Annotated in this window: 21 protein-coding genes; 17 read left to right on the forward strand and 4 right to left on the reverse strand. The window is 67.5% G+C overall.

What is annotated here, in order from left to right:
* The first annotated feature begins 98 nt into the window (after nt 1-98).
* On the forward strand, nt 99-1,502 hold the full coding sequence (gene lpdA, locus QRN16_RS00430) for a dihydrolipoyl dehydrogenase (RefSeq protein WP_027506300.1): 1,404 nt from the start codon (nt 99-101) through the stop codon (nt 1,500-1,502).
* Nucleotides 1,503-1,561: 59 nt separating this feature from the next.
* On the opposite strand, the gene QRN16_RS00435 is transcribed toward lpdA, so the two are convergent.
* A complete protein-coding gene (locus tag QRN16_RS00435) occupies nt 1,562-2,098 on the reverse strand; it encodes a carboxymuconolactone decarboxylase family protein (protein WP_027506301.1) in 537 nt (178 codons plus the stop codon).
* 92 nt (nt 2,099-2,190) lie between these two features.
* Between QRN16_RS00435 and QRN16_RS00440 the strand changes: the two genes are divergently transcribed.
* Both QRN16_RS00440 and QRN16_RS00445 read left to right on the forward strand, forming a co-directional pair.
* Nucleotides 2,191-2,424, forward strand: coding sequence for a helix-turn-helix transcriptional regulator (locus QRN16_RS00440; RefSeq protein ID WP_027506302.1), 234 nt, complete (start codon nt 2,191-2,193; stop codon nt 2,422-2,424).
* A complete protein-coding gene (locus tag QRN16_RS00445; protein WP_285184303.1) occupies nt 2,421-2,915 on the forward strand; it encodes a DUF2029 domain-containing protein in 495 nt (164 codons plus the stop codon). Before QRN16_RS00440 ends, QRN16_RS00445 begins: the two co-directional genes overlap by 4 nt.
* Nucleotide 2,916: 1 nt before the next feature.
* Here QRN16_RS00445 and ramB read toward each other — a convergent pair whose 3' ends face one another.
* On the reverse strand, nt 2,917-4,329 hold the full coding sequence (gene ramB / locus QRN16_RS00450) for an acetate metabolism transcriptional regulator RamB (protein ID WP_027506304.1): 1,413 nt from the start codon (nt 4,327-4,329) through the stop codon (nt 2,917-2,919).
* 176 nt (nt 4,330-4,505) lie between these two features.
* Between ramB and QRN16_RS00455 the strand changes: the two genes are divergently transcribed.
* From QRN16_RS00455 to QRN16_RS00510, 12 genes are all read left to right on the forward strand, one after another.
* Entirely contained in the window at nt 4,506-4,868 is a 363-nt protein-coding gene (locus QRN16_RS00455; protein ID WP_037186125.1) for an SPW repeat domain-containing protein, read from the forward strand.
* Nucleotides 4,869-5,218: 350 nt separating this feature from the next.
* A complete protein-coding gene (gene aceA / locus QRN16_RS00460; protein WP_027506305.1) occupies nt 5,219-6,508 on the forward strand; it encodes an isocitrate lyase in 1,290 nt (429 codons plus the stop codon).
* 162 nt (nt 6,509-6,670) lie between these two features.
* Nucleotides 6,671-7,555, forward strand: coding sequence for a 3-hydroxybutyryl-CoA dehydrogenase (locus QRN16_RS00465; protein WP_285184304.1), 885 nt, complete (start codon nt 6,671-6,673; stop codon nt 7,553-7,555).
* 131 nt (nt 7,556-7,686) lie between these two features.
* The gene (locus QRN16_RS00470; RefSeq protein ID WP_051613460.1) at nt 7,687-8,490 is read left to right on the forward strand and encodes an MlaE family ABC transporter permease; all 804 of its coding nucleotides are present in this window, start codon (nt 7,687-7,689) and stop codon (nt 8,488-8,490) included.
* Between the two features lie 4 nt (nt 8,491-8,494).
* Nucleotides 8,495-9,364 (forward strand): MlaE family ABC transporter permease, encoded by an 870-nt coding sequence (locus tag QRN16_RS00475; RefSeq protein ID WP_056441517.1) that lies wholly within the window; start codon nt 8,495-8,497, stop codon nt 9,362-9,364.
* Between the two features lie 6 nt (nt 9,365-9,370).
* Nucleotides 9,371-10,417 carry an MlaD family protein gene (locus QRN16_RS00480; RefSeq protein ID WP_027506308.1) on the forward strand — a complete coding sequence of 349 codons (1,047 nt, stop codon included), beginning with the start codon at nt 9,371-9,373 and terminating at the stop codon, nt 10,415-10,417.
* Nucleotides 10,414-11,439 carry an MCE family protein gene (locus QRN16_RS00485; protein WP_285184305.1) on the forward strand — a complete coding sequence of 342 codons (1,026 nt, stop codon included), beginning with the start codon at nt 10,414-10,416 and terminating at the stop codon, nt 11,437-11,439. Before QRN16_RS00480 ends, QRN16_RS00485 begins: the two co-directional genes overlap by 4 nt.
* On the forward strand, nt 11,436-12,416 hold the full coding sequence (locus tag QRN16_RS00490) for an MlaD family protein (protein ID WP_156380447.1): 981 nt from the start codon (nt 11,436-11,438) through the stop codon (nt 12,414-12,416). The genes QRN16_RS00485 and QRN16_RS00490 overlap by 4 nt, the downstream gene beginning before the upstream one ends.
* 1 nt (nt 12,417) lies before the next feature.
* Nucleotides 12,418-13,482, forward strand: a complete 1,065-nt coding sequence (locus tag QRN16_RS00495) for an MCE family protein (RefSeq protein ID WP_056441526.1) — start codon at nt 12,418-12,420, stop codon at nt 13,480-13,482.
* Nucleotides 13,479-14,546, forward strand: coding sequence for an MlaD family protein (locus QRN16_RS00500; RefSeq protein ID WP_222631988.1), 1,068 nt, complete (start codon nt 13,479-13,481; stop codon nt 14,544-14,546). The genes QRN16_RS00495 and QRN16_RS00500 overlap by 4 nt, the downstream gene beginning before the upstream one ends.
* Nucleotides 14,543-15,493 (forward strand): MlaD family protein, encoded by a 951-nt coding sequence (locus QRN16_RS00505; protein ID WP_037186130.1) that lies wholly within the window; start codon nt 14,543-14,545, stop codon nt 15,491-15,493. Before QRN16_RS00500 ends, QRN16_RS00505 begins: the two co-directional genes overlap by 4 nt.
* A 40-nt stretch (nt 15,494-15,533) precedes the next feature.
* Complete coding sequence (locus QRN16_RS00510) at nt 15,534-16,115, forward strand: Rv1363c family protein (RefSeq protein ID WP_051613463.1); 582 nt, start codon at nt 15,534-15,536, stop codon at nt 16,113-16,115.
* Here the strand turns inward: QRN16_RS00510 and QRN16_RS00515 are convergent.
* The gene (locus QRN16_RS00515; protein ID WP_285184306.1) at nt 16,088-16,945 is read right to left on the reverse strand and encodes a class I SAM-dependent methyltransferase; all 858 of its coding nucleotides are present in this window, start codon (nt 16,943-16,945) and stop codon (nt 16,088-16,090) included. The two genes, QRN16_RS00510 and QRN16_RS00515, sit on opposite strands and share 28 nt — an antisense overlap.
* Before the next feature lie 104 nt (nt 16,946-17,049).
* On the opposite strand from QRN16_RS00515, the gene QRN16_RS00520 reads away from it, so the two are divergent.
* Both QRN16_RS00520 and QRN16_RS00525 read left to right on the forward strand, forming a co-directional pair.
* On the forward strand, nt 17,050-17,310 hold the full coding sequence (locus tag QRN16_RS00520; RefSeq protein ID WP_027506312.1) for a DoxX-related protein: 261 nt from the start codon (nt 17,050-17,052) through the stop codon (nt 17,308-17,310).
* 64 nt (nt 17,311-17,374) lie between these two features.
* Nucleotides 17,375-18,415 carry an NAD(P)-dependent alcohol dehydrogenase gene (locus QRN16_RS00525; RefSeq protein ID WP_027506313.1) on the forward strand — a complete coding sequence of 347 codons (1,041 nt, stop codon included), beginning with the start codon at nt 17,375-17,377 and terminating at the stop codon, nt 18,413-18,415.
* A 72-nt stretch (nt 18,416-18,487) separates the two neighbouring features.
* On the opposite strand, the gene QRN16_RS00530 is transcribed toward QRN16_RS00525, so the two are convergent.
* Complete coding sequence (locus QRN16_RS00530; protein ID WP_056441540.1) at nt 18,488-19,354, reverse strand: PPK2 family polyphosphate kinase; 867 nt, start codon at nt 19,352-19,354, stop codon at nt 18,488-18,490.
* Nucleotides 19,355-19,381 lie beyond the last annotated feature (27 nt).

Raw genomic sequence — 19,381 nt, forward strand, 5'->3', positions numbered from 1 at the left:
GTAGAGCCGCTGAAATAAAGACACGAAAGGTCCGGTTACCAGCCAGTAGCCGGACCTTTCGATGTGTGTCCGGATCGACGGGACTAAGGTGGACAACCGTGACCTCACACTATGACGTCGTCGTTCTCGGAGCCGGACCCGGTGGGTACGTCGCAGCCATCCGCGCGGCGCAGCTGGGCCTGAAAACCGCCATCATCGAGCAGAAGTACTGGGGCGGTGTCTGCCTCAACGTGGGCTGCATCCCGTCCAAGGCTCTGCTGCGCAACGCCGAACTGGCGCACCTGTTCACCAAGGAAGCCAAGCAGTTCGGCATCTCCGGTGACGTGTCGTTCGACTTCGGCGCTGCCTACGATCGCAGCCGCAAGGTCGCGGACGGTCGCGTCAAGGGCATCCACTTCCTGATGAAGAAGAACAAGATCGACCAGCTCGACGGCAAGGGGTCGTTCACCGACGCCAACACCATCGAGGTGGAGCTGACGAAGGGTGGCAGCGAGACCGTCACCTTCGACAACGCGATCATCTCCACCGGCAGCACCACGAAGCTGCTGCCGGGAACGTCGCTGAGCGAGAACGTCGTGACGTACGAAGAGCAGATCATGACGAAGGAGCTCCCGGGCTCCATCCTCATCGTCGGCGCGGGCGCCATCGGCATGGAGTTCGGGTACGTCCTGAAGAACTACGGCGTCGACGTCACCATCGTCGAGTTCCTCGATCGCGCGCTCCCGAACGAGGACGAGGACGTCTCCAAGGAGATCGCCAAGCAGTACAAGAAGCTCGGCGTGAAGATCATGACCGGCGCCGCGGTGCAGAGCATCGACGACGACGGCAGCAAGGTCACCGTCGCGATCAAGAACAACAAGAGCGGCGAGACCGAGACGGTCACCGTCGACAAGGTCATGCAGTCCGTCGGATTCGCTCCTCGCGTCGAGGGATTCGGGCTCGACAAGACGGGCGTCGAGGTCACCGATCGCGGGGCCATCGCCATCGACTCGGTCATGCGCACCAACGTGCCGCACATCTACGCGATCGGTGACGTGACGGCGAAGCTGCAGCTCGCCCACGTCGCCGAGGCACAGGGTGTCGTGGCGGCCGAGACCATCGGCGGCGCCGAGACGCTTCCCATCGACGATTACCGCTTCATGCCGCGCGCGACCTTCTGCCAGCCCCAGGTGGCCAGCTTCGGTCTCACCGAGCAGCAGGCCAAGGACGCCGGCCACGACATCAAGGTCGCGACGTTCCCCATGACGGCGAACGGCAAGGCACACGGACTCGGCGATCCCACCGGCTTCGTCAAGCTCATCGCCGACACGAAGCATGGCGAGCTGCTCGGCGGGCACCTCATCGGACCCGACGTCTCGGAGCTCCTCCCGGAGCTGACGCTCGCGCAGAAGTGGGACCTGACGGCCACCGAACTCGCGCGCAACGTGCACACGCACCCGACGCTGTCCGAGGCACTGCAGGAGGCCATCCACGGCCTCGCAGGGCACATGATCAACTTCTGATCTTCCGACGAGAACACCCCGGCCGCTCACGAGCGACCGGGGTGTTCTCGTCTGTGCAGCTACTGGTAGTCGCGGGGGATGCGCAGTGTCGTGATCGTGGTGGCGAGTCCGTCGTACTGGGTCACCAGCAGCACGAACTCGATGAGCGATCGGGACGACCAGACGGTCGTCAGCTCGGTCCACGTGGCGTCGGACAGATCGCGGGTCGACACCAGCTCGTCCACCGCCCGCAGGATCAGGGCGGTCCGACTGTCGAGACCCGGAGCGTCGGGACCGGCGGCGATGGCGTCGGCGAGGGCGTCGTCGATGCCGGCGCGCGCGCCCAGACGGAGGTGATGGTCCTGTTCGTACCGGCAGTCGCGGAGTGCGGCGACCCGCAGGATCACCGTCTCGGTGTCCTTGCGGGGCAACCCACCGAACGGCATCAGGCGGCCGCTGTAGAACAGCCAGGCGCGGAACAGGCCGCCCGTCTGTCCCAGAGTGGAGAACAGGTGCATGTCGCCGGTGCGGGTGACCGCGCCGGCCAGTCGGGCGATGCCCCAGTTGACGGGACGCAGCGAGCGGAGGGTGGCCGGAGGGGTGCGGTGTCCTGTCACGTCGCTGAGGCTAACACCCGAGTCGTCCCCCGCTCGGTGGTCTGATGTCAAGAGCTCTTGACACGTAATGACAAGTGGAGTTGACTCGGATCATGGTCGTGACGAACCGGGTGCGGGAGTTCCGTAAGTCGTCGCGCCTGACCCAGGCGGAACTGGGGCGGGCGTGCGGAGTGAGCCGGCAGTCGATCGTCTCGGTCGAGGGTGGCGACTATTCGCCCAGCGTGTACCTGGCCCTGAAGCTGGCGGGAGCGCTCGACTCGACGGTCGAGGATCTCTTCCCGCTCACCCCCGATGATCGGCTCGAACCTGAGGAGGAATCGACATGAGCATCTTCACCTCGTCAATGCGAATGGTCGGCGATCTGGACAGCGAATTCTATGACGACGAGCGTCAGAGGGACGTGTGGAACGAGTCTGCCGCCGTGGGTCTGCAATTGCACATCTTCGGCGGGCTGATCGCCGCCGCCGTCCTCCCGTGGGCTGTCGGGCCGCCAGGTGCGTGGATCTCGTTGGGCATCATCGTCTTCGGTGCGGTCGTGAACTACGCGACCATCGGGTACGCCAAGTCCAAGAACGTCGACCTGTTCGCAGAGTCGCGGTGGTTCACGGCGCGCGCCAACGTGACTGCCGCGTTGATGCTCGTCGCATTCGTCGGCATCGGCGTGACGCTCGCTCCCGACAAGTACCTGCCGAGCCGCGCGGGAGCCGACACGTGGGCGGGCCTGGTGGTCGGGGGGATCGTCGGCGGCGGAGCGGTGGCGCTGATGATCCGGCGCAGCCGCCGTCGCAAGCAGCAGTTCGAGACCGAAGAGGACTGAGTCAGCGAATAGTGTACGGCGACACCGAGCTTCGATGTTCGTCGATGTCGAGTTCCTTGCCCAGCGGCGGGAACGCACGCTGCGGGCAATGGGCACGCTCGCACACGCGGCATCCGGCGCCGATCGGCGTCGCCACGGAGGATCCGTCCAACTCCAGGCCGTCGGCGTAGACCAACCGATTTCCGTGACGCACTTCGCATCCCAGACCGATGGCGAAGGTCTTGCCGGGTTCGCCGTAGCGCGCCGCTCGCCGCTCCACCGTGCGCGCGATCCACAGGTAGCGCCGACCGTCGGGCATCTCGGCGATCTGGGTCATGATCTTGCCCGGGTAGGCGAACGTCTCGTACACGTTCCACAGCGGGCACGTGCCGCCGCTCGACGAGAAGTGGAACCCGGTGGCCGACTGGCGTTTGGACATGTTGCCGGCACGGTCGACCCGGACGAACGAGAACGGGACCCCGCGGAGCGACGGCCGCTGCAGCGTCGAGAGCCGGTGACAGATGGTCTCGTAACTCACCGCGTAGTAGGCGGAGAGTCGTTCGATGTCGTACCGGAAATCCTCCGCCACCTCGTGGAAGCGCGCGTACGGAAGCACGGTCGCCGCGGCGAAGTAGTTGGCGAAGCCGAGTCGTGCGAGTGCCCGCGACTCCGCGCCGGTGAAGCCCCCGTCCTCGACCATGCTGCGGATCAGGTCGCCGTTCTCCAGGTACGCGAGTTCGGCCGCGAAGCGGAACACCTTCTGGCCGGCCGACAGTCGCGGGGAGATCTCGAGAACACGGGTCCGCGCGTCGAAGCGGTGCAGGACGTTCTCGCCCAGGTCGATGCGCTCGATGACCTGGACGTCGTACAGATTGCGGAGCCGTTTGGCTATCTCGGCCGCGACGTCCGCCCGGTGGAAACGCAATCGGTTCGCCAGGTCCTCGGCCGCACGATCGAGTGCGTCGAGGTAGTTCTGGCGTTGGTAGAAGTAGTCGCGGACCTCCTCGTGCGGTTTCGAGATGGATCCGCTGCCGCTGCCGTCGGCGAAGCGGTCCTCGGTCGCCGCCGCGAGTTGGGCGGTGGTGTTGCGGTACCGGCGATGCATGGTGACCATCGCTCGCGCCATCGCCGGGTGGTCGGCCACGAGTTCGGCCAGCTCGTCGATGTCCGCGTCGACTCCGACGTCCTGGTCCAGGGTCACCTCGCGGAGTTCGGCGACGAGCCTCGTGTCGTCCTGGGTGGAGAAGAACGTGGTGTCGACTCCGAACACTGCGGTGATGCGCGTCAACACCGCTGACGACAGCGGTCGGACGTCGTGCTCGATCTGGTTGAGGTAGCTGGCCGAGATCGCGAGCTGCTTGGCGAGCGCCGCTTGGCTCAACCCTCGCTCGACCCTCAGTTGGCGAAGCCGGCCGCCGACGTAGGTCCGTGCCATGCGGACAGTCTAGGACGCCCCCGGCATTACCCCGTCTTTGCCAGGTCCTTGCAGGTGAGACGGGTTTCAGGTCTGGTCTGTCACACACGGGCGCGCCGGGGAAGACGGGCGCACACTGGGCGTTGCAGGGGGCAGATGTGCAGTGCACGTGAGAGACGACTGTGAGGAGAAGCGAGATGGCCCACTCGGTACGACAGGAAATTGCCCGCGACGCGGTGGTGCTGGTGGCAGGCACCGTTCTGGTGTTGTCGACGCTCTGGCTCCCGGTGCCCCACCGCAGCGAGGTGGCCGGCGCCATCCTCGTGCTGGGTCTGCTGGCGGCATTCTCGGCGCTGTGGGCCATGGGCAGTGCATCGCGCTCGAGCCATTGGGCCCACGTCGTACTCGGTGTCGTGCTGGCGACGTCACCCGTCGTCCTCGCATTCCCCGCCGGTGCGAGCACGGCGGACTACTACGCGCTCGTCGGCGGCGTCGTGATCGCGGCGATGGGTGTCTTGGGAGTGCTGACCGAGCGTCGTCGGGTCGCTGCGACAGCCTGACGCACCAGAAAACAGTACGAACGTACGGTGACGGTGGTCACAGCCGGCCGCGGGCGACGCCGGGAGTGAGTGTGTCGCACGGCGATCTCGTCGGTGTTCGGCATTGCGTGCATTTCGTTCCCGAACTGCGGTTATCAGGTTACTGACGGGTACGGAGTCGCCACGACACTCGCGACGTTCTTCGCAAGATTCGCAGAACGCGCGTACTGCTTAGCGTAGATTTACAGTCTCAGCAGGTAGACACCACTTTTTCTCTGTGCCATCGTGGGGTCGTACATCCGATATGCCTGGCAAGCCTGCGAAGCACGAGCACGCTGCCGACGCAGACGCAACAGAGACGGAGCTTTTCGATGTCGACCACCGGCACACCGAAGACCACGGAAGAGATCCAGAAGGACTGGGACACCAATCCCCGCTGGAAGGGCGTCACCCGCAACTTCACCGCACAGCAGGTGTCCGACCTGCAGGGCAGCGTCGTGGAGGAAGCCACGCTCGCGCGTCGCGGCTCGGAGATCCTCTGGGATCTCGTGAACAACGAGGACTACATCAACTCGCTGGGCGCCCTCACCGGCAACCAGGCCGTGCAGCAGGTGCGCGCCGGCCTCCAGGCCATCTACCTCTCCGGCTGGCAGGTCGCCGGTGATGCCAACCTCTCCGGCCACACCTACCCGGACCAGAGCCTCTACCCGGCCAACTCGGTTCCGAGCGTCGTGCGTCGCATCAACAACGCTCTTCTGCGCGCCGACGAGATCGCCAAGGTCGAGGGTGACTCGTCCGTGAAGAACTGGCTCGCGCCCGTCGTCGCGGACGCCGAGGCCGGCTTCGGTGGCGCGCTCAACGCCTACGAGCTGCAGAAGGCCATGATCGCGGCCGGCGCCGCAGGCGTGCACTGGGAGGACCAGCTCGCCTCGGAGAAGAAGTGCGGCCACCTCGGTGGCAAGGTGCTCATCCCCACCCAGCAGCACATCCGCACCCTGACCTCCGCGCGTCTCGCGTCGGACGTGGCCGACGTGCCGTCCGTCATCATCGCCCGCACCGACGCCGAGGCAGCCACGCTGATCACCTCGGACGTCGACGAGCGCGACCAGGAGTTCCTGGACGGAACCCGCACCGCCGAGGGCTTCTTCGGCGTGAAGAACGGCATCGAGCCCTGCATCGCCCGTGCGAAGGCCTACGCCCCGTACGCCGACCTCATCTGGATGGAGACCGGCGTGCCGGATCTCGAGGTCGCCAAGAAGTTCTCCGAGTCGGTCCGCAGCGAGTTCCCCGACCAGCTGCTCGCCTACAACTGCTCGCCCTCCTTCAACTGGAAGGCGCACCTGGACGACGCGACCATCGCGAAGTTCCAGAAGGAGCTCGGCGCGATGGGCTTCAAGTTCCAGTTCATCACCCTCGCCGGCTTCCACTCGCTCAACTACGGCATGTTCGATCTGGCGCACGGCTACGCCCGCGAGGGCATGACGGCGTTCGTCGACCTGCAGGAGCGCGAGTTCAAGGCGGCCGAGGAGCGTGGCTTCACCGCCATCAAGCACCAGCGTGAGGTCGGCGCCGGCTACTTCGACCGCATCGCCACCACCGTCGACCCCAACACGTCGACCGCAGCCCTGAAGGGCTCCACCGAAGAGGGCCAGTTCCACTGATCCGCCACTCCGAGGTTTCAGCGCACTAGTCAGGCGGCTCGCGACATTCGTTGCGGGCCGCCTGTCTCGTATCGGCCCGGCTTCGCCCGTGCCCCAGCAGAGTCACCCCCGTCTCACCCTTTCGCGTTGTCGCGCAGGGAGTCCCATTTCGAAGGAGTTTTCGTGGCCGTGGACAAGATCGAACGTGTCGGGATCGTCGGCGCCGGACAGATGGGGGCCGGAATCGCCGAGGTGTGCGCACGCGCCCACGTCGACGTGATCGTGTTCGAGCAGACACGCGAACTGGCTGCCGCGGGCAAGGCGCGCATCCTGAAGTCGCTCGACCGCGGCGTCAGCAGCGGCAAGATCACCGAGCGCGAACGTGAGCAGGCCGCCGCACGGTTGACCTTCACGTCCGAGCTGTCCGACTTCGCCGATCGCGAGATCGTCGTCGAGGCCGTGCTCGAGGACGAGGGGATCAAGATGGCTCTCTTCGTCGAGCTCGACAGGGTGGTCACGGATCCCGACGCGGTGCTCGCCTCCAACACCTCGTCGATCCCGATCATGAAGCTCGGCGTGGCCACGACCCGCCCCGAGCGGGTCATCGGCATGCACTTCTTCAACCCGGTGCCGGTTCTGCCTCTCGTGGAACTCATCTCGTCGCTGAAGACGTCCGATGCCGTCCTGGCACGCGCGGAACGTTTCGCGGCGGACGTCCTCGGCAAGCAGGTCGTCCGCGCGGCGGACAGGTCCGGCTTCGTCGTCAACGCTCTGCTGGTGCCGTACCTCCTCTCGGCGATCCGCATGGTCGAGTCGGGCTTCGCCACGCGCGACGACATCGACAAGGCCACGGTGCTGGGCCTCGCGCATCCCATGGGCCCGCTCGCACTGTCGGACCTCATCGGGCTCGACACCGTGAAGTCGATCGCCGACTCGATGTACGCCGAGTACAAGGAACCGCTGTACGCGCCGCCGCCTCTCCTGCTCCGCATGGTCGAGGCCGGCCTGCTGGGCAAGAAGACCAGTGCCGGGTTCTACGAGTACGTCAACGGTCGCATCGCGACCTAGTCCGGGGCCCGATGTTTGTCAGGCGTCACTGAACTCCCGAGAAACCGACTCGATCCCCGTTCTGCCGCGCTAGTTTTCAGCGCGGCGCACCACCTGCGTCCGACTGACTCGAGACGTACGGGGGGATCGACATGGCGCGCAGCATGCCGCTCGTCTCCCGCGTCACCACGGGCACCCGCACGCTGGGTCGTTTCGCCGACCTCGTGGTCGCTGCGTTCGGTCACCTGGTGCGGGACCTGGTCGGCCTGCGCTTCGCCTGGCGCGAGTTCCTCGACCAGGCGTGGTTCATGGTCACGGTCACCGTGCTTCCCGCCGTGCTCGTCTCGGTGCCGTTCGGTGTCATCGTCTCGGTCCAGGTGGGCAGCCTGACCAACCAGATCGGTGCCACGTCCATCGCGGGCGCCGCGGGCGGCCTCGGAGTCATCCGCCAGGGAGCGCCCATCGTGACCGCGCTGTTGCTGGGCGGCGCAGCAGGATCCGCGATCGCGGCCGATCTCGGTGCCCGCACGGTGCGCGAGGAGATCGACGCGATGCGCGTCATGGGCATCGACCCGGTGCGTCGGCTCGCGACCCCCCGGCTCGCCGCCATGCTCGTCGTCGCACCGCTGCTGTGCTCGCTGGTCATCTTCATGGGTCTGGTGTCCGGGTACGTCGTCAACGTCGGGTTCCAGGGCGGTACGCCGGGCAGCTACCTGTCCTCCTTCGCGTCCTTCGCCTCGACCACCGATCTGGTCGTCGCGATGGTGAAGGCCGAGATCTTCGGCATCATCGTGGTTCTCGTCGCGTGCCAGCGTGGGTTCGAGGCCACGTCGGGCCCTCGCGGTGTCGCGAACGCGGTGAACGCCTCGGTCGTCGTCGGTGTGCTGTCGGCCTTCATCGTCAACGTCCTCGCCACCCAGTTGGTGTCGATGTTCCTTCCGCAGCGGCTCGGGTGACGCCATGACCGTCGCTCGCTACACCCCGCCCGGCACCGCGCCGCTCGTCCGCGGCGGCAAGCGCATCGCCCGCGTACCGCTCGGGCTGGTCGAGCACCTCGGGCATCAGCTCACCTTCGTGTGGCAGGTGCTTGTCGCGATTCCGCACACCCTGCGTGCCTACCGGCGCCAGACCATGATCGTGCTCACCGACATCACCTGGGGCAGCGGTAATCTCGTGGTCGGCGGCGGTACCGTCTCGGTGCTGGTCATCCTCGGCGTGGCCGTGGGGTCGTCCATCGGGATCGAGGGTTACAACGCCCTGAATCTCGTCGGCATGGGTCCTCTCACGGGCTTCATCTCGGCCTACGCCAGCACGCGGGAACTCGCCCCGATGATCGCCGCGATCGGGTTCGCCTCCCAGGCGGGATGCCGCATGACGGCGGAGATCGGTGCGATGCGCATCTCCGAGGAGATCGACGCGCTCGAGGTGGTGGGGATCCGCTCGATCCCGTTCGTCGTCACCACGCGCGTCATCGCCGGCGTGGTCACGATCATTCCGCTGTACCTGCTCACGCTGATCCTGAGCTACGTCTCGTGCGCGTTCATCGTCGCCGCGTTCGGCGATCAGTCGTCGGGGACGTACGACCACTACTTCTCGGCGTTCCTGCAGCCGTCGGATCTGCTGTACTCCCTGCTCAAGGCCACCATCTTCGTCGGCGCCGTCATCATGATCCACGGCTACCAGGGCTACTACGCGACGGGCGGACCCGAGGGTGTCGGCCGTGCGTCGGGCCGCGCGATCCGCGCGTCGCTCATCGTCATCGTCGTCCTCGACATGATCCTCACCGTGGTCATCTGGGGAGTCGACGTCGGCATCAGGATCTCGGGGTAGGGGACCATGGCAGTCTTCGACGATCTGTCCCGCAGATCCGCGGGCCCTCGCTCGCTCCGGGTACGTGGCCTCGTGGTGGCCGTCGTGCTCGTGGTCCTCGGTGTGGTGCTCGGCAAGTACGCCACCGGTGACTTCGAGTCCCGTTTCGATCTCACGATCGACAGCACCGCCGTCGGTGACGGCCTCGCGGTCGGGTCGGACATCAAGTACCGCGGACTACCCATAGGCCGTGTCGACGAGATCGAGCCGCTCGGGTTCGGATCGCAGCGAGTGCACGCCCACATCGAGCCGGCCGTCGCCTCGGTCCTGACCGACGACGTCACCGCGCGGTTCTCCTCCGCGACGGTCTTCGGAGCGACGGTCATCGAATTGTACTCGGAGGGACAGGGATCCCCGCTGCGCGAGGACACCGTCCTGGCACTGGGCGACGACACCGAGACGGCGACGGTCACCGGCGTCTTCCGCCGACTCGCCGATCTGACCGACGTGCTGGACGCGGACAACACCGAGCGGGTGCTCGACCTGGCGTCCCGCGTGTCGTCGGAGTTCGGCGACAGCCTGAAGCCCTTCTTCGACACCGCGCAGATGATGGCCGAGACCCAGCGTGCGCCGCTCGCCTGGAAGCTGCACCGCGGTGGTGAGTTGGCGGACGGGCTGGGCGCCTCCATCGGACCGGTCACCGACGTGATCGACCAGGTCGTCACCAGCAGTGAGTACTTCGAGAATCCGGAGAACAGTGCGCGGGCGATCAAGGCCATGTCCGGACTCGGATCCGGCCTCTCGATCCCACTGGGAGATCTGTTGCGCGACAACGGTCCGTACCTCCGCCCGCTGCTCGACACCCTGCTGGACGTGTTGCTGCCGGTGGCGCTCTCGGCGGGAACGCTCGCGCCGGCATACCAGCGTGTACCCGACGTGATCTCCGGCGTCGAGGACGCTTTCCCGAACGTCGACGGCCGGACCCAGCTGCAACTTCAGGTGATCGTGAAGAACATGCCCGCCATGGCCGGTCCGGCGGAAGCCTTCGCGGCGCGACTGGGCGGTGTGCTGTGACGCGCTCGTCGGTGGTGGGGACGCCGGTGGCGACCCTGGTGAAGCTCGGTGCGTTCGCGCTCGTGGCCGTGTTGTGTCTCGTCCTCGTGGGCGGCGCGCTGCGCAACGGCGGCGGCGACGACCGGTCGACGTTCGACGCGCGTTTCGACGATGTCTCCGGTCTCTACGCCGGTGACGACGTCCGCCTCTCGGGCGTGCTCGTGGGGTCGGTGAACGACATCGAACTCGACGGGAACCGGGCCAGGGTGTCCTTCGAGGTCGACTCCGACCGGCCGGTGCTCACGACCACGAAAGCTGCTGTGCGCTACCAGAACCTGTTGGGTCAGCGGTATCTCGAGCTCATCAGCACCGACGACTCGGGATCCGAGTTGGCACCGGGGTCCTCGCTGGCGGACGACATGACCGTGCCGTCGTTCGACATCACGACGCTCTTCGACGGGTTCCAGCCCATCTTCGAGACCATCGACACCGACCAGGTGAACCGGTTCGCGCAGAACGTGCTCGATCTCGTGCAGGGCGACGGGTCGGGCCTCGGGCCGGTCCTGCGTGACCTGGACGGGCTGACCACCTATGCCTCGCAGCGCGAGGACCTCATCGTGCTCCTCATCCGCAACCTGGGCGCCATCTCCGGTGTGGTGGCCGAGCGCTCGGAGCAACTGGGTCGACTGTTCGCCGAACTCGACCGCGTGGTGTCGACGTTCGCCGACAGGGCCGACACCCTGCTCTCGTCCGTCGACGACATCAATTCCGGTCAGGGACCGTTCATCTCGATCGGAGAGCAGTTGCGCGACACCTACGATTCCGAGTACGGCCCGGTGGACTCGGCGTTCAGGCGGCTCGTACCGGGAGCTCAGCAACTGGTGGACCTGCTCGCGATGGTGCCCAGTCTGCTGCGCGGTGTCGACCAGACGGTGCGCAACGCCCCCGAGGGGCAGGTCTCCGCGTGCTCGGCCGGCGACACCGAGATTCCCGGCATCGGCTCGGTCGTGCTCGGAACCCAGCGCCTGGTGGTGTGCCGATGAGCTCCGTGCGTCAGGGAAGCCAGACCGTCTGGGGAATCGTGGGCGTGCTCGCGCTCGTCGTCGCCGTGGTGGCCGCCGTCGTCGTGTACTCGCTTCCCATCGGGCATCGCACGTACACAGCGGCATTCGAGACGACCGGCGGAGCGCACGCCGGGGACGACGTCCGCATCGCCGGTATCTCGGTGGGATCGGTGACGTCGATGAAGCTGGACGGCGACCACGTCCAGGTGGCCTTCGAGGTGGACGAGAACGTCGAACTGGGCGACGCGACGTCGCTCGGGGTGCGCCTGCTGACGCCGGTGGGGGGCCATTACTTCTCGCTGACTCCCGGCGGTACCGGAGAGCTGCAGGACGGGGAGATCCCGCTCGAGCACACCCGCGTGCCGTTCTCGCTGTCCGACACGGTCGAGGCGGCGACGCCGATCCTCCGTGATCTGGACGGAACGTCGTTGCGGCAGAACATCGCCGAGATCGATCGGGCCGTGCAGGCTCAGCCGGAGTCGATCCGTGACATCACCACGACCCTGACGTCCATGACCGGTGCGATCGCCGATCGCCAGGACGATCTCGACCGGAGCCTCGACGTGGCCGACGAGTACATCGGCGAACTGGCGACCGATCGCGAGATCTTGCTGGGGCTGCTGAAGCAGATCGGCATCATCACCTCCAAGCTGGGCGCGAAGCGCGCCGACGTCGCCGCGGCCGCCGACAAGCTCTACCGGCTGTTCTCGCTCCTGCACCGACCGATCATGGCGCTCGACGAGGGGCTCGGCCCCACGATCGACGAGGTCGAGAATCTCGTGGCGTCGCTGAAGGAGCGCACGGGGTCCATCGACGACGCGATCTCCGCGGGCCGCGAGTTCTCCGAGTCCATGGCCGGCCTTCTCGACACCGGCGCCGGGCCCGTCATCGACCGCAGTGCCGCCGTCGTCACCGGATCGACGCTGTGTGTCCCGGTTCCCGGAAAGGTGTGCTGACGTGGCCGCTCGCAGCAAGGTGGTGGCAGTGGCCGTCGCCGCCGTCGTCCTGGTCGGCGCCGGGACCGCGGCGTCGTCCGCAGCCCAGCTCGTCGGGACCCCGCGCTCGGATCTGTGCGCCGAGATGACCGATTCGGTCGGTCTCTACGAGGGGAACGACGTCACGCTCCTCGGCATCCCCGTGGGCGAGGTGACCGGCATCGAGCCTCGCGGCGACCACGTCCGGGTCACGATGTCCGTCGAGGACTCGCTCACGCTGCCGGCCGACGTGGGTGCGGTGACGATGTCGGACTCCATCGTCACCGATCGCCGGCTCGAACTGACCACGCCGTATCGCGACGGCGTGCCCCTCGATCGCGACGAGTGCATCCCGCTCGAGCGCACCCGCACCCCCATCGGGATCAGCGACACCCTCGAGGCGGTGAACAAGCTCGGCGCGGAGCTTCTCGGAACGACGTCGACGACCGATCCGGACAACCCGCGGCCGCCGGACGAGGAGATTCTCGGCGACACCCTGCGCTCGCTCGACACCGCACTCGACGGCAGCGGGGAGCAACTCGGGACCGCGCTGTCCCAGGTCTCCGATCTGGTCGGCAATCCGGCGAACAAGGACACCCAGGTGCGCCGCATGGTCGACAACGTCGACACGCTGACGGCGACCCTGGTGGACCGGTGGCCGGACATCACCCTGCTGATCGAGAACCTGAAGCAGGGGCTCGGGGCCGCGGGCGACTTCTCGGAGCGGTTCGCCCAGGCGATCGACCTGACGGTCGAGTTTCTCCCCGTCCTCGAGAAGACGCTGCCGAAGTTCGCACCCACGCTCTACCGCGTGCTCGACGTCGTCGTCCCGATCGTGGCGATCATCGTCAGCAGAGTCGGCGACATCGCGAGCATCCTGTCGCGGGTGCCGAAGCAGACGGAACAGCTCGCCTCCCTCCAGGATCCGGACACGCAGGCCGCCCGGCTGACGTTCGCACCTCCGCAGTTCGCGGTGCCCGTCGCGGGTGGGTCCACCGTGAACGTCGATCTGGTCCCGCTCGTGCTCGGATCGGCAGGGTCCCGGTGAAGCGGCTCCTGGCGGCGCTGACCGTGGCGGCCGCGGCCGTGACGGCGTCGGGCTGCGGTGCCTCGATCGCCGACCTGCCCGTGCCGGGCAGTTACGTTCCGGGCCCGACCTACCGGGTCGACATCGAGTTCTCGAGTGTGCTGAATCTGCCGGCGCGGGCCAAGGTGGTCCTCGACGGTGTGGACGTCGGGCTCCTGGAGTCGGTCACCCTCACCGGCTCGACCGCCGTCGCCGCCGTGAACGTCGATCGCACCGTCGCACTGCCGGCGCTCACGCGAGCGGAACTGCGCCAGGGCACGATCCTGGGCGAGATCTACGTCGCGTTGCAGCGTCCGGAGGACGGATCCGACACTTCGGGTGCCACCCTGCAGGACGGCGATGTCATCCCGCTCGAGCGGACGACGCCGGCGGACAACGTCGAAGACGTGCTGCGCGGGCTCTCCGAGGTGGTGGCCGGCGGGCACATCGTCGACTTCCAGCGGTCCATCGATCGGTTCAACCGGGCGATCCCACCGGATCCGGCGACGGTCGACCTCATCAACGACAAGGCCCGAGAGGCGTTGCGGGACCTGGCGACCAACACGACGGAGCTCGACCGCATCCTGGGCGGCGCCGAGGCGGTGACCCGGTCGTTCGCCGAGAAGACGGACACGCTCGACACCATCCTGACGAGTGGTCCGGAACGTGTCGCGGGACTCGCGGACGCCCTGTTGGTCGTGGTCGACGCGCTGATCGATCTGGGGTACATGTCGCGGAACATCGGTGCCGTGATCAACCCGGTGGCGGGAGATCTGCACGACGTGATCGCCACTCTGCAGCCCATGATCCGCACTCTCGCCACGGCCGATCTGACGGCGCCGATGCTGGCGTCCCGCATGGACGCCCTGCTGCGCGAGAAGCTGGTGCCGTTCTTCACGTCGTCGCCGAACGTCCGCATCGCCTCCGTCTCGGGCGACACGCCCGCGGGAGAAGCACCCGACCGGGAAGGCCGGAGGCCGGCCGACGGCCTCGATCGAGCCGACGAGATGATTCAGGTTCTGCGATCGATCGGATTCGTGCGATGAGGGGTTCGATCCTGTCCGCCACGGCGCTCGCGGCGGTCGCCGTGCTGGGTGTCGGATACCTGTCGTTGAACGTCCTGGACATCGATCCGCGACGCGACCACGCCGAGATCACCGTGCCGCTCACGACGTCCGGCGGCCTGATCGACACCTCTCAGGTGACGTTGCGAGGATTCGCCATCGGCAGGGTCGAGCGGATCGACGTCGAGGGCGGTGGACTCCGTGCCGTCGTCAGAGTGGATGCCGCGCAGAAGATTCCGGTCGACACCGAGGTGCGGGTCTCGAATCTCTCCGCGGCGGGCGAACAGTTCCTCGACTTCCGTCCGCACTCGGACTCCGGGCCGTACCTGGCGGACGGGGACGTGGTGGACGCGGCGGACGTCTCGGTCGCTCCCAGCGTCAGCGACACCCTCGCGGTCGCCGAGGCACTCACGCGCGAGATCGACACCGATGCGCTGGGCGGCATCGTCGACACGGTCGACACCGCCACGCGGGGCCGGGAGTCGGACATCGACAACGTCGTCGAGGTGTTGCGGCTGCTGTCCCTCACGTTGGCCGACAAGAAGGACGAGATCCGGCGGCTGTATCGCAACCTGCAGGTGCTCGGCGAGAACGCGTACGCCGATGCGCTGGGCCCGCGGCTCGCGGACGCGGTTCCCGAACTGAACGCCTCCGGAGCAGGTCTCGACCACCTGATCGGTTCGTACCAGGACTACTCGTACGTCGGCGAGACCGTGTGGGACGGCGAACTGGCCCGGTTGGTGCCCAAGATCGACGAGTACCTGAGTCAGTTGTCGCCGGACCTCGGCTTCATCGCCACCGTGCTGCGCCCGGTCACACAGCCGATCCGCCCGCTCCGGGTCGATGCCGGCGCCCTGGTGACGATGCTCGAGCAGGTCTTCCCGCGCGGCGGACCGGCTCGGGTGGCCGTGACCCTGCCCGGCAACTGACGTACCCCTCCTGCATCAGACGGACGACGAGAAGGCCATCATGACAACAGAACTCGACACCACCTCGACCGAGGACGACGCGGCGCCGGACACGGCGGTGCCCGCGGTGTCGTCCCGGACGCGCCTCGTGGCGATCGTCGCCACCGTGGTCGCCGTGCTCGCGACCGTCGCTGCCGTGGTGGCAGGAGTGCAGTGGCAGTCCGCCCACTCGGCCCTGGCCGCGGAACGCGGAGCCGACGCCGACCGCGCCACCGCCGAGAACACGGCGCGGGCGTACACGGAGCGGTCGTTGACTTACGACCACACGGACATCGACGGCTTCTTCGGGGGCGTCGAGGAGGGCACCACCGACGCTCTGCGTGAGCGCTTCGACGGTGTGCGCGAGGTGCTGACGCAGATCATGACCGACTCGCAGGTGGTGGCGTCGGGTCGGGTGAACGCAGCGACGGTTACGGCGCAGGAGGGCGACACCTACACGGTGTCGGTCTTCGCGACCCAGACCACGCAGAACCTGCAGCAGCCCGAACCCGGTGCCGTGCCGACGCTTCTGACGGTGACCGTCGAGCACACCGGCGACGAGTGGTTGGTCTCGGACTACGGAGCCGACACCGGCACGTCCTGATCGCTGCGGCTCAGCCGCCCGGTGACGAACTGGGCTGCGCCGTGGATGCGCTGCTCCACATGCTCGACCCCGCGTTCCCGCAGGACGTCGGTGATGTCGTCGCGTCGGAACATCTCCAGTCCCACGGTGCTCGCTGCCGCGGCGGTGACCACCCCGACCGGCTGTGGGCCGCGACGTACCGTCGTCATGAGCGCGATGCGGCCGCCCGGTCGCAGCACCCGGATCATCTCGTCGAGGACCCGGTACGGCTCCGGCACCAGGTACAGCGCGGCGTAGCAGCACACCGCGTCCACGGCGTCGTCCTCGAACGGGATCTCTCGCGCGTCCCCGAGCAGGTAGGCGACGTGCTCGTCGTCGTCGGTGTCCGCCGACGCGCGGGCGATCATCGGCTCCGACGCGTCCAGGCCGATCACGAGAGGCTCCGACACGTCGAGCCCGGTCACGAGAGGCCGACCGTGCGCTCCGGTGAGCATGGCCTCGGCCAGCGATCGCGAGAAGTTGCCGGGTCCGCACGCGACGTCCAGGACGACCGACACGTCGGGGGACACGAGACCGAGGTCACGCACCGCGTAGGCCCGCTGTTCCTCCACGGAGGGCCCGCCGGCGCCCATCCACAGGCGGAACAGAGGCCGCCACGCGCGTTCGTAGACGGCCGCGAGGGGGGAGAAGGTCATCAGGCGCCCGGCGACGGACGATGCGGAGGCGGGGGACGCCTCTCGCGCTGTGGAGTCCGTCACCCGGACGTCGAGCACTCCGCGCATCGGCGACGACGCGTCGACACCCGTTCGGAGCAGTTCTCGGGTCCGCCGTACCGCGGGTGTCTCGGCCATACCGACCACGCTAGCGTGACCACGCCCACGGCGGTGCGGACGTTGCTACTGTGACCGACGGGGTCCGGTCGGACCCGTTCGCGTACAGGGGAGGACGTCACGTCATGGCTTCGATCACGGTGCCCACCATCGCTGGAATCGGTCTCGCTGCAACAGGTGCCGCGCACTTCGTGGCGCCCGACGCCTTCCGCTCGATCACCGAGCCGGCGTTCCCGAAGGACACTCGTACGTGGACCTACCGCAACGGTGCGTCGGAGCTCGTGATCGGCACCGCCATCGCCGTCCCGGCCACGCGCAAGGTCGGTCTCGTCGCGCTCGCGGGGTACCTCGGCTTCCTCGGGTACCGGATGGCCACCGCTCGCTGATCCGTCGCCGGGGACGAATCGGACATGGTTTACGAGTCAACGATGCACGGGTAGACATGTGTACATGTCCACAGCAACCGCATACGCCGCCACCGCACCCGACGCACCGCTCGAGAAGACCACCATCGAGCGACGAGAGCTCGGTCCGAACGACATCCTGATCGACGTCAAGTTCGCCGGTATCTGCCACTCGGACATCCACACCGCCCGCAACGAGTGGGGCGGCACCACGTACCCCGTCGTCCCCGGCCACGAGATCGCCGGCATCGTCGCCGAGGTCGGTTCCGACGTCACCAGCCGCAAGGTCGGCGATCGCGTCGGCGTCGGCTGCTTCGTCGACTCCTGTGGCACCTGTGAGGCCTGCAAGGACGGCGACGAGCAGTACTGCACCAAGGGCGTCGTCCAGACGTACAACTCGAAGACCTACGAGGGTGAGTTCACCCACGGTGGCTACTCGACGCAGATCGTCGTCACCGAGAAGTTCGTGCTGGGCATCCCCGAGGGCGTCGAGCTCGACGTCGCCGCGCCGCTGCTGTGCGCCGGCATCACCCTCTACTCGCCGCTGAAGCACTGGGGCGCGGGCCCCGACAAGAAGGTCGCCATCATCGGCATGGGCGGACTGGGTCACGTCGGCGTCAAGATCGCCCACGCGCTCGGCGCTCACGTCACCGTGCTCAGCCAGACGCTGAGCAAGGAGGAGGACGGCAAGCGACTCGGAGCCGACGAGTACTACGCCACGAAGGACACCACCGCTCTGAAGGACCTGCGCGGCAAGTTCGACCTCATCCTCAACACCGTCTCCGCGAACCTGCCGATGGGCGACTACCTCGGCCTGCTCGCCCGTAACGGCACGCTCGTCGAGTTGGGCGTTCCCGAGAAGCCCCTCGAGGTCCCGGCCTTCAACCTGCTGGCGAACCGTCGTTCGTTCGCGGGCTCCATGGTCGGCGGCATCGCCGAGACCCAGGAGATGCTGGACTTCTGCGCCGAGCACCACATCGGCGCCGAGATCGAGGTCATCTCCGGCGACCAGATCAACGAGGCGTACGACCGCGTCGTCAAGTCGGACGTGCGCTACCGCTTCGTGATCGACACCGCCACCCTCTGATCCACAGGCGCAGCGCCACAGCTGCGAACACCACCTTCGGGCGCCGACCTCGCGGTCGGCGCCCGTCGGCGTTCACGGCCGCGGCAGGGACGCCAGACGCTGCTTCTCGTGCTCCACGTCGAAGTCCGCGGGCGGCCACTGCAGGTCCAACGACGTCAGTGCTCCCGTCAGTAGCTCCGTGACGGCGAGGCGGCTGTACCACTTGTGATCGGACGGCACCACGTACCAGGGCGCCCACTGCGTGTCGGTGCGATCCAGGACCGCCTGGTACGCCTCCTGGTAGGCGACCCACTTCTCGCGCGCCTCGATGTCGCTCGGGTCGTACTTCCAGTACTTGTCCGGCCGGCGCAGTCGACGAGCGAGACGCTTGCCCTGCTGCTCCCACGACAGCGCCATGGCCACCTTGACGATGGTGGTGCCGCTCTCGACCACGCGGCGCTCGAAGTCGTTGATCTCGTCGTAGCGCGTGCGCCACACGCTGGGAGGCGCGAGTTCGTTCACACGGACGATGAGGACGTCCTCGTAGTGGGACCGGTCGAAGACCCCGATCTGGCCCGGTCGCGGCAGCTTCTTCTCCACGCGCCACAGGAACGGGTGCGCCCGCTCCTCCTCCGTCGGGGTGCCGAAGGTCGCGTGATCGACACCCTGGGGCTCGACCATGCCGAGCACGTGCCGGACCATGCCGCCCTTGCCCGAGGTGTCCATCCCCTGCAGCACGAGCAGGACCGACCGGTGGTCGCCGCTCTTGCCGCAGGCGTACAGACGCTCTTGAAGTTCCGACAGGATCTTGCCGCGCGCCGACATCAACTCCTTGCCGGCGTCCTTGTCGCGATCGAAACCGGGCGTCGACGCGGCGTCCACCGTCGACCACGACGTGCCCGACGCGGCCAGGGCCGCGGGCAGATTCGTGGTGAAGCCGGGCGACGGTGAGCTGCTCATCCCGCGAGCGTAGGCGTACGCCCCGCT

It is taken from the genome of Rhodococcus sp. MEB041 (genome assembly GCF_030208955.1).
Taxonomy (GTDB): Bacteria; Actinomycetota; Actinomycetes; order Mycobacteriales; family Mycobacteriaceae; genus Rhodococcoides.

What these genes read in the sequence shown, in the direction of transcription:
- QRN16_RS00475 (WP_056441517.1), top strand. Translation starts at nt 8,495, where the DNA reads ATGACCGTCGCTCGCTACACCCCGCCCGGCACCGCGCCGCTCGTCCGC.
- aceA (WP_027506305.1), top strand. Translation starts at nt 5,219, where the DNA reads ATGTCGACCACCGGCACACCGAAGACCACGGAAGAGATCCAGAAGGAC.
- QRN16_RS00515 (WP_285184306.1), bottom strand. Translation starts at nt 16,945, where the DNA reads ATGGCCGAGACACCCGCGGTACGGCGGACCCGAGAACTGCTCCGAACG.
- QRN16_RS00505 (WP_037186130.1), top strand. Translation starts at nt 14,543, where the DNA reads ATGAGGGGTTCGATCCTGTCCGCCACGGCGCTCGCGGCGGTCGCCGTG.
- QRN16_RS00490 (WP_156380447.1), top strand. Translation starts at nt 11,436, where the DNA reads ATGAGCTCCGTGCGTCAGGGAAGCCAGACCGTCTGGGGAATCGTGGGC.
- QRN16_RS00440 (WP_027506302.1), top strand. Translation starts at nt 2,191, where the DNA reads ATGGTCGTGACGAACCGGGTGCGGGAGTTCCGTAAGTCGTCGCGCCTG.
- QRN16_RS00455 (WP_037186125.1), top strand. Translation starts at nt 4,506, where the DNA reads ATGGCCCACTCGGTACGACAGGAAATTGCCCGCGACGCGGTGGTGCTG.
- QRN16_RS00520 (WP_027506312.1), top strand. Translation starts at nt 17,050, where the DNA reads ATGGCTTCGATCACGGTGCCCACCATCGCTGGAATCGGTCTCGCTGCA.
- QRN16_RS00510 (WP_051613463.1), top strand. Translation starts at nt 15,534, where the DNA reads ATGACAACAGAACTCGACACCACCTCGACCGAGGACGACGCGGCGCCG.
- QRN16_RS00525 (WP_027506313.1), top strand. Translation starts at nt 17,375, where the DNA reads ATGTCCACAGCAACCGCATACGCCGCCACCGCACCCGACGCACCGCTC.
- QRN16_RS00530 (WP_056441540.1), bottom strand. Translation starts at nt 19,354, where the DNA reads ATGAGCAGCTCACCGTCGCCCGGCTTCACCACGAATCTGCCCGCGGCC.
- QRN16_RS00480 (WP_027506308.1), top strand. Translation starts at nt 9,371, where the DNA reads ATGGCAGTCTTCGACGATCTGTCCCGCAGATCCGCGGGCCCTCGCTCG.
- QRN16_RS00445 (WP_285184303.1), top strand. Translation starts at nt 2,421, where the DNA reads ATGAGCATCTTCACCTCGTCAATGCGAATGGTCGGCGATCTGGACAGC.
- QRN16_RS00470 (WP_051613460.1), top strand. Translation starts at nt 7,687, where the DNA reads ATGGCGCGCAGCATGCCGCTCGTCTCCCGCGTCACCACGGGCACCCGC.
- ramB (WP_027506304.1), bottom strand. Translation starts at nt 4,329, where the DNA reads ATGGCACGGACCTACGTCGGCGGCCGGCTTCGCCAACTGAGGGTCGAG.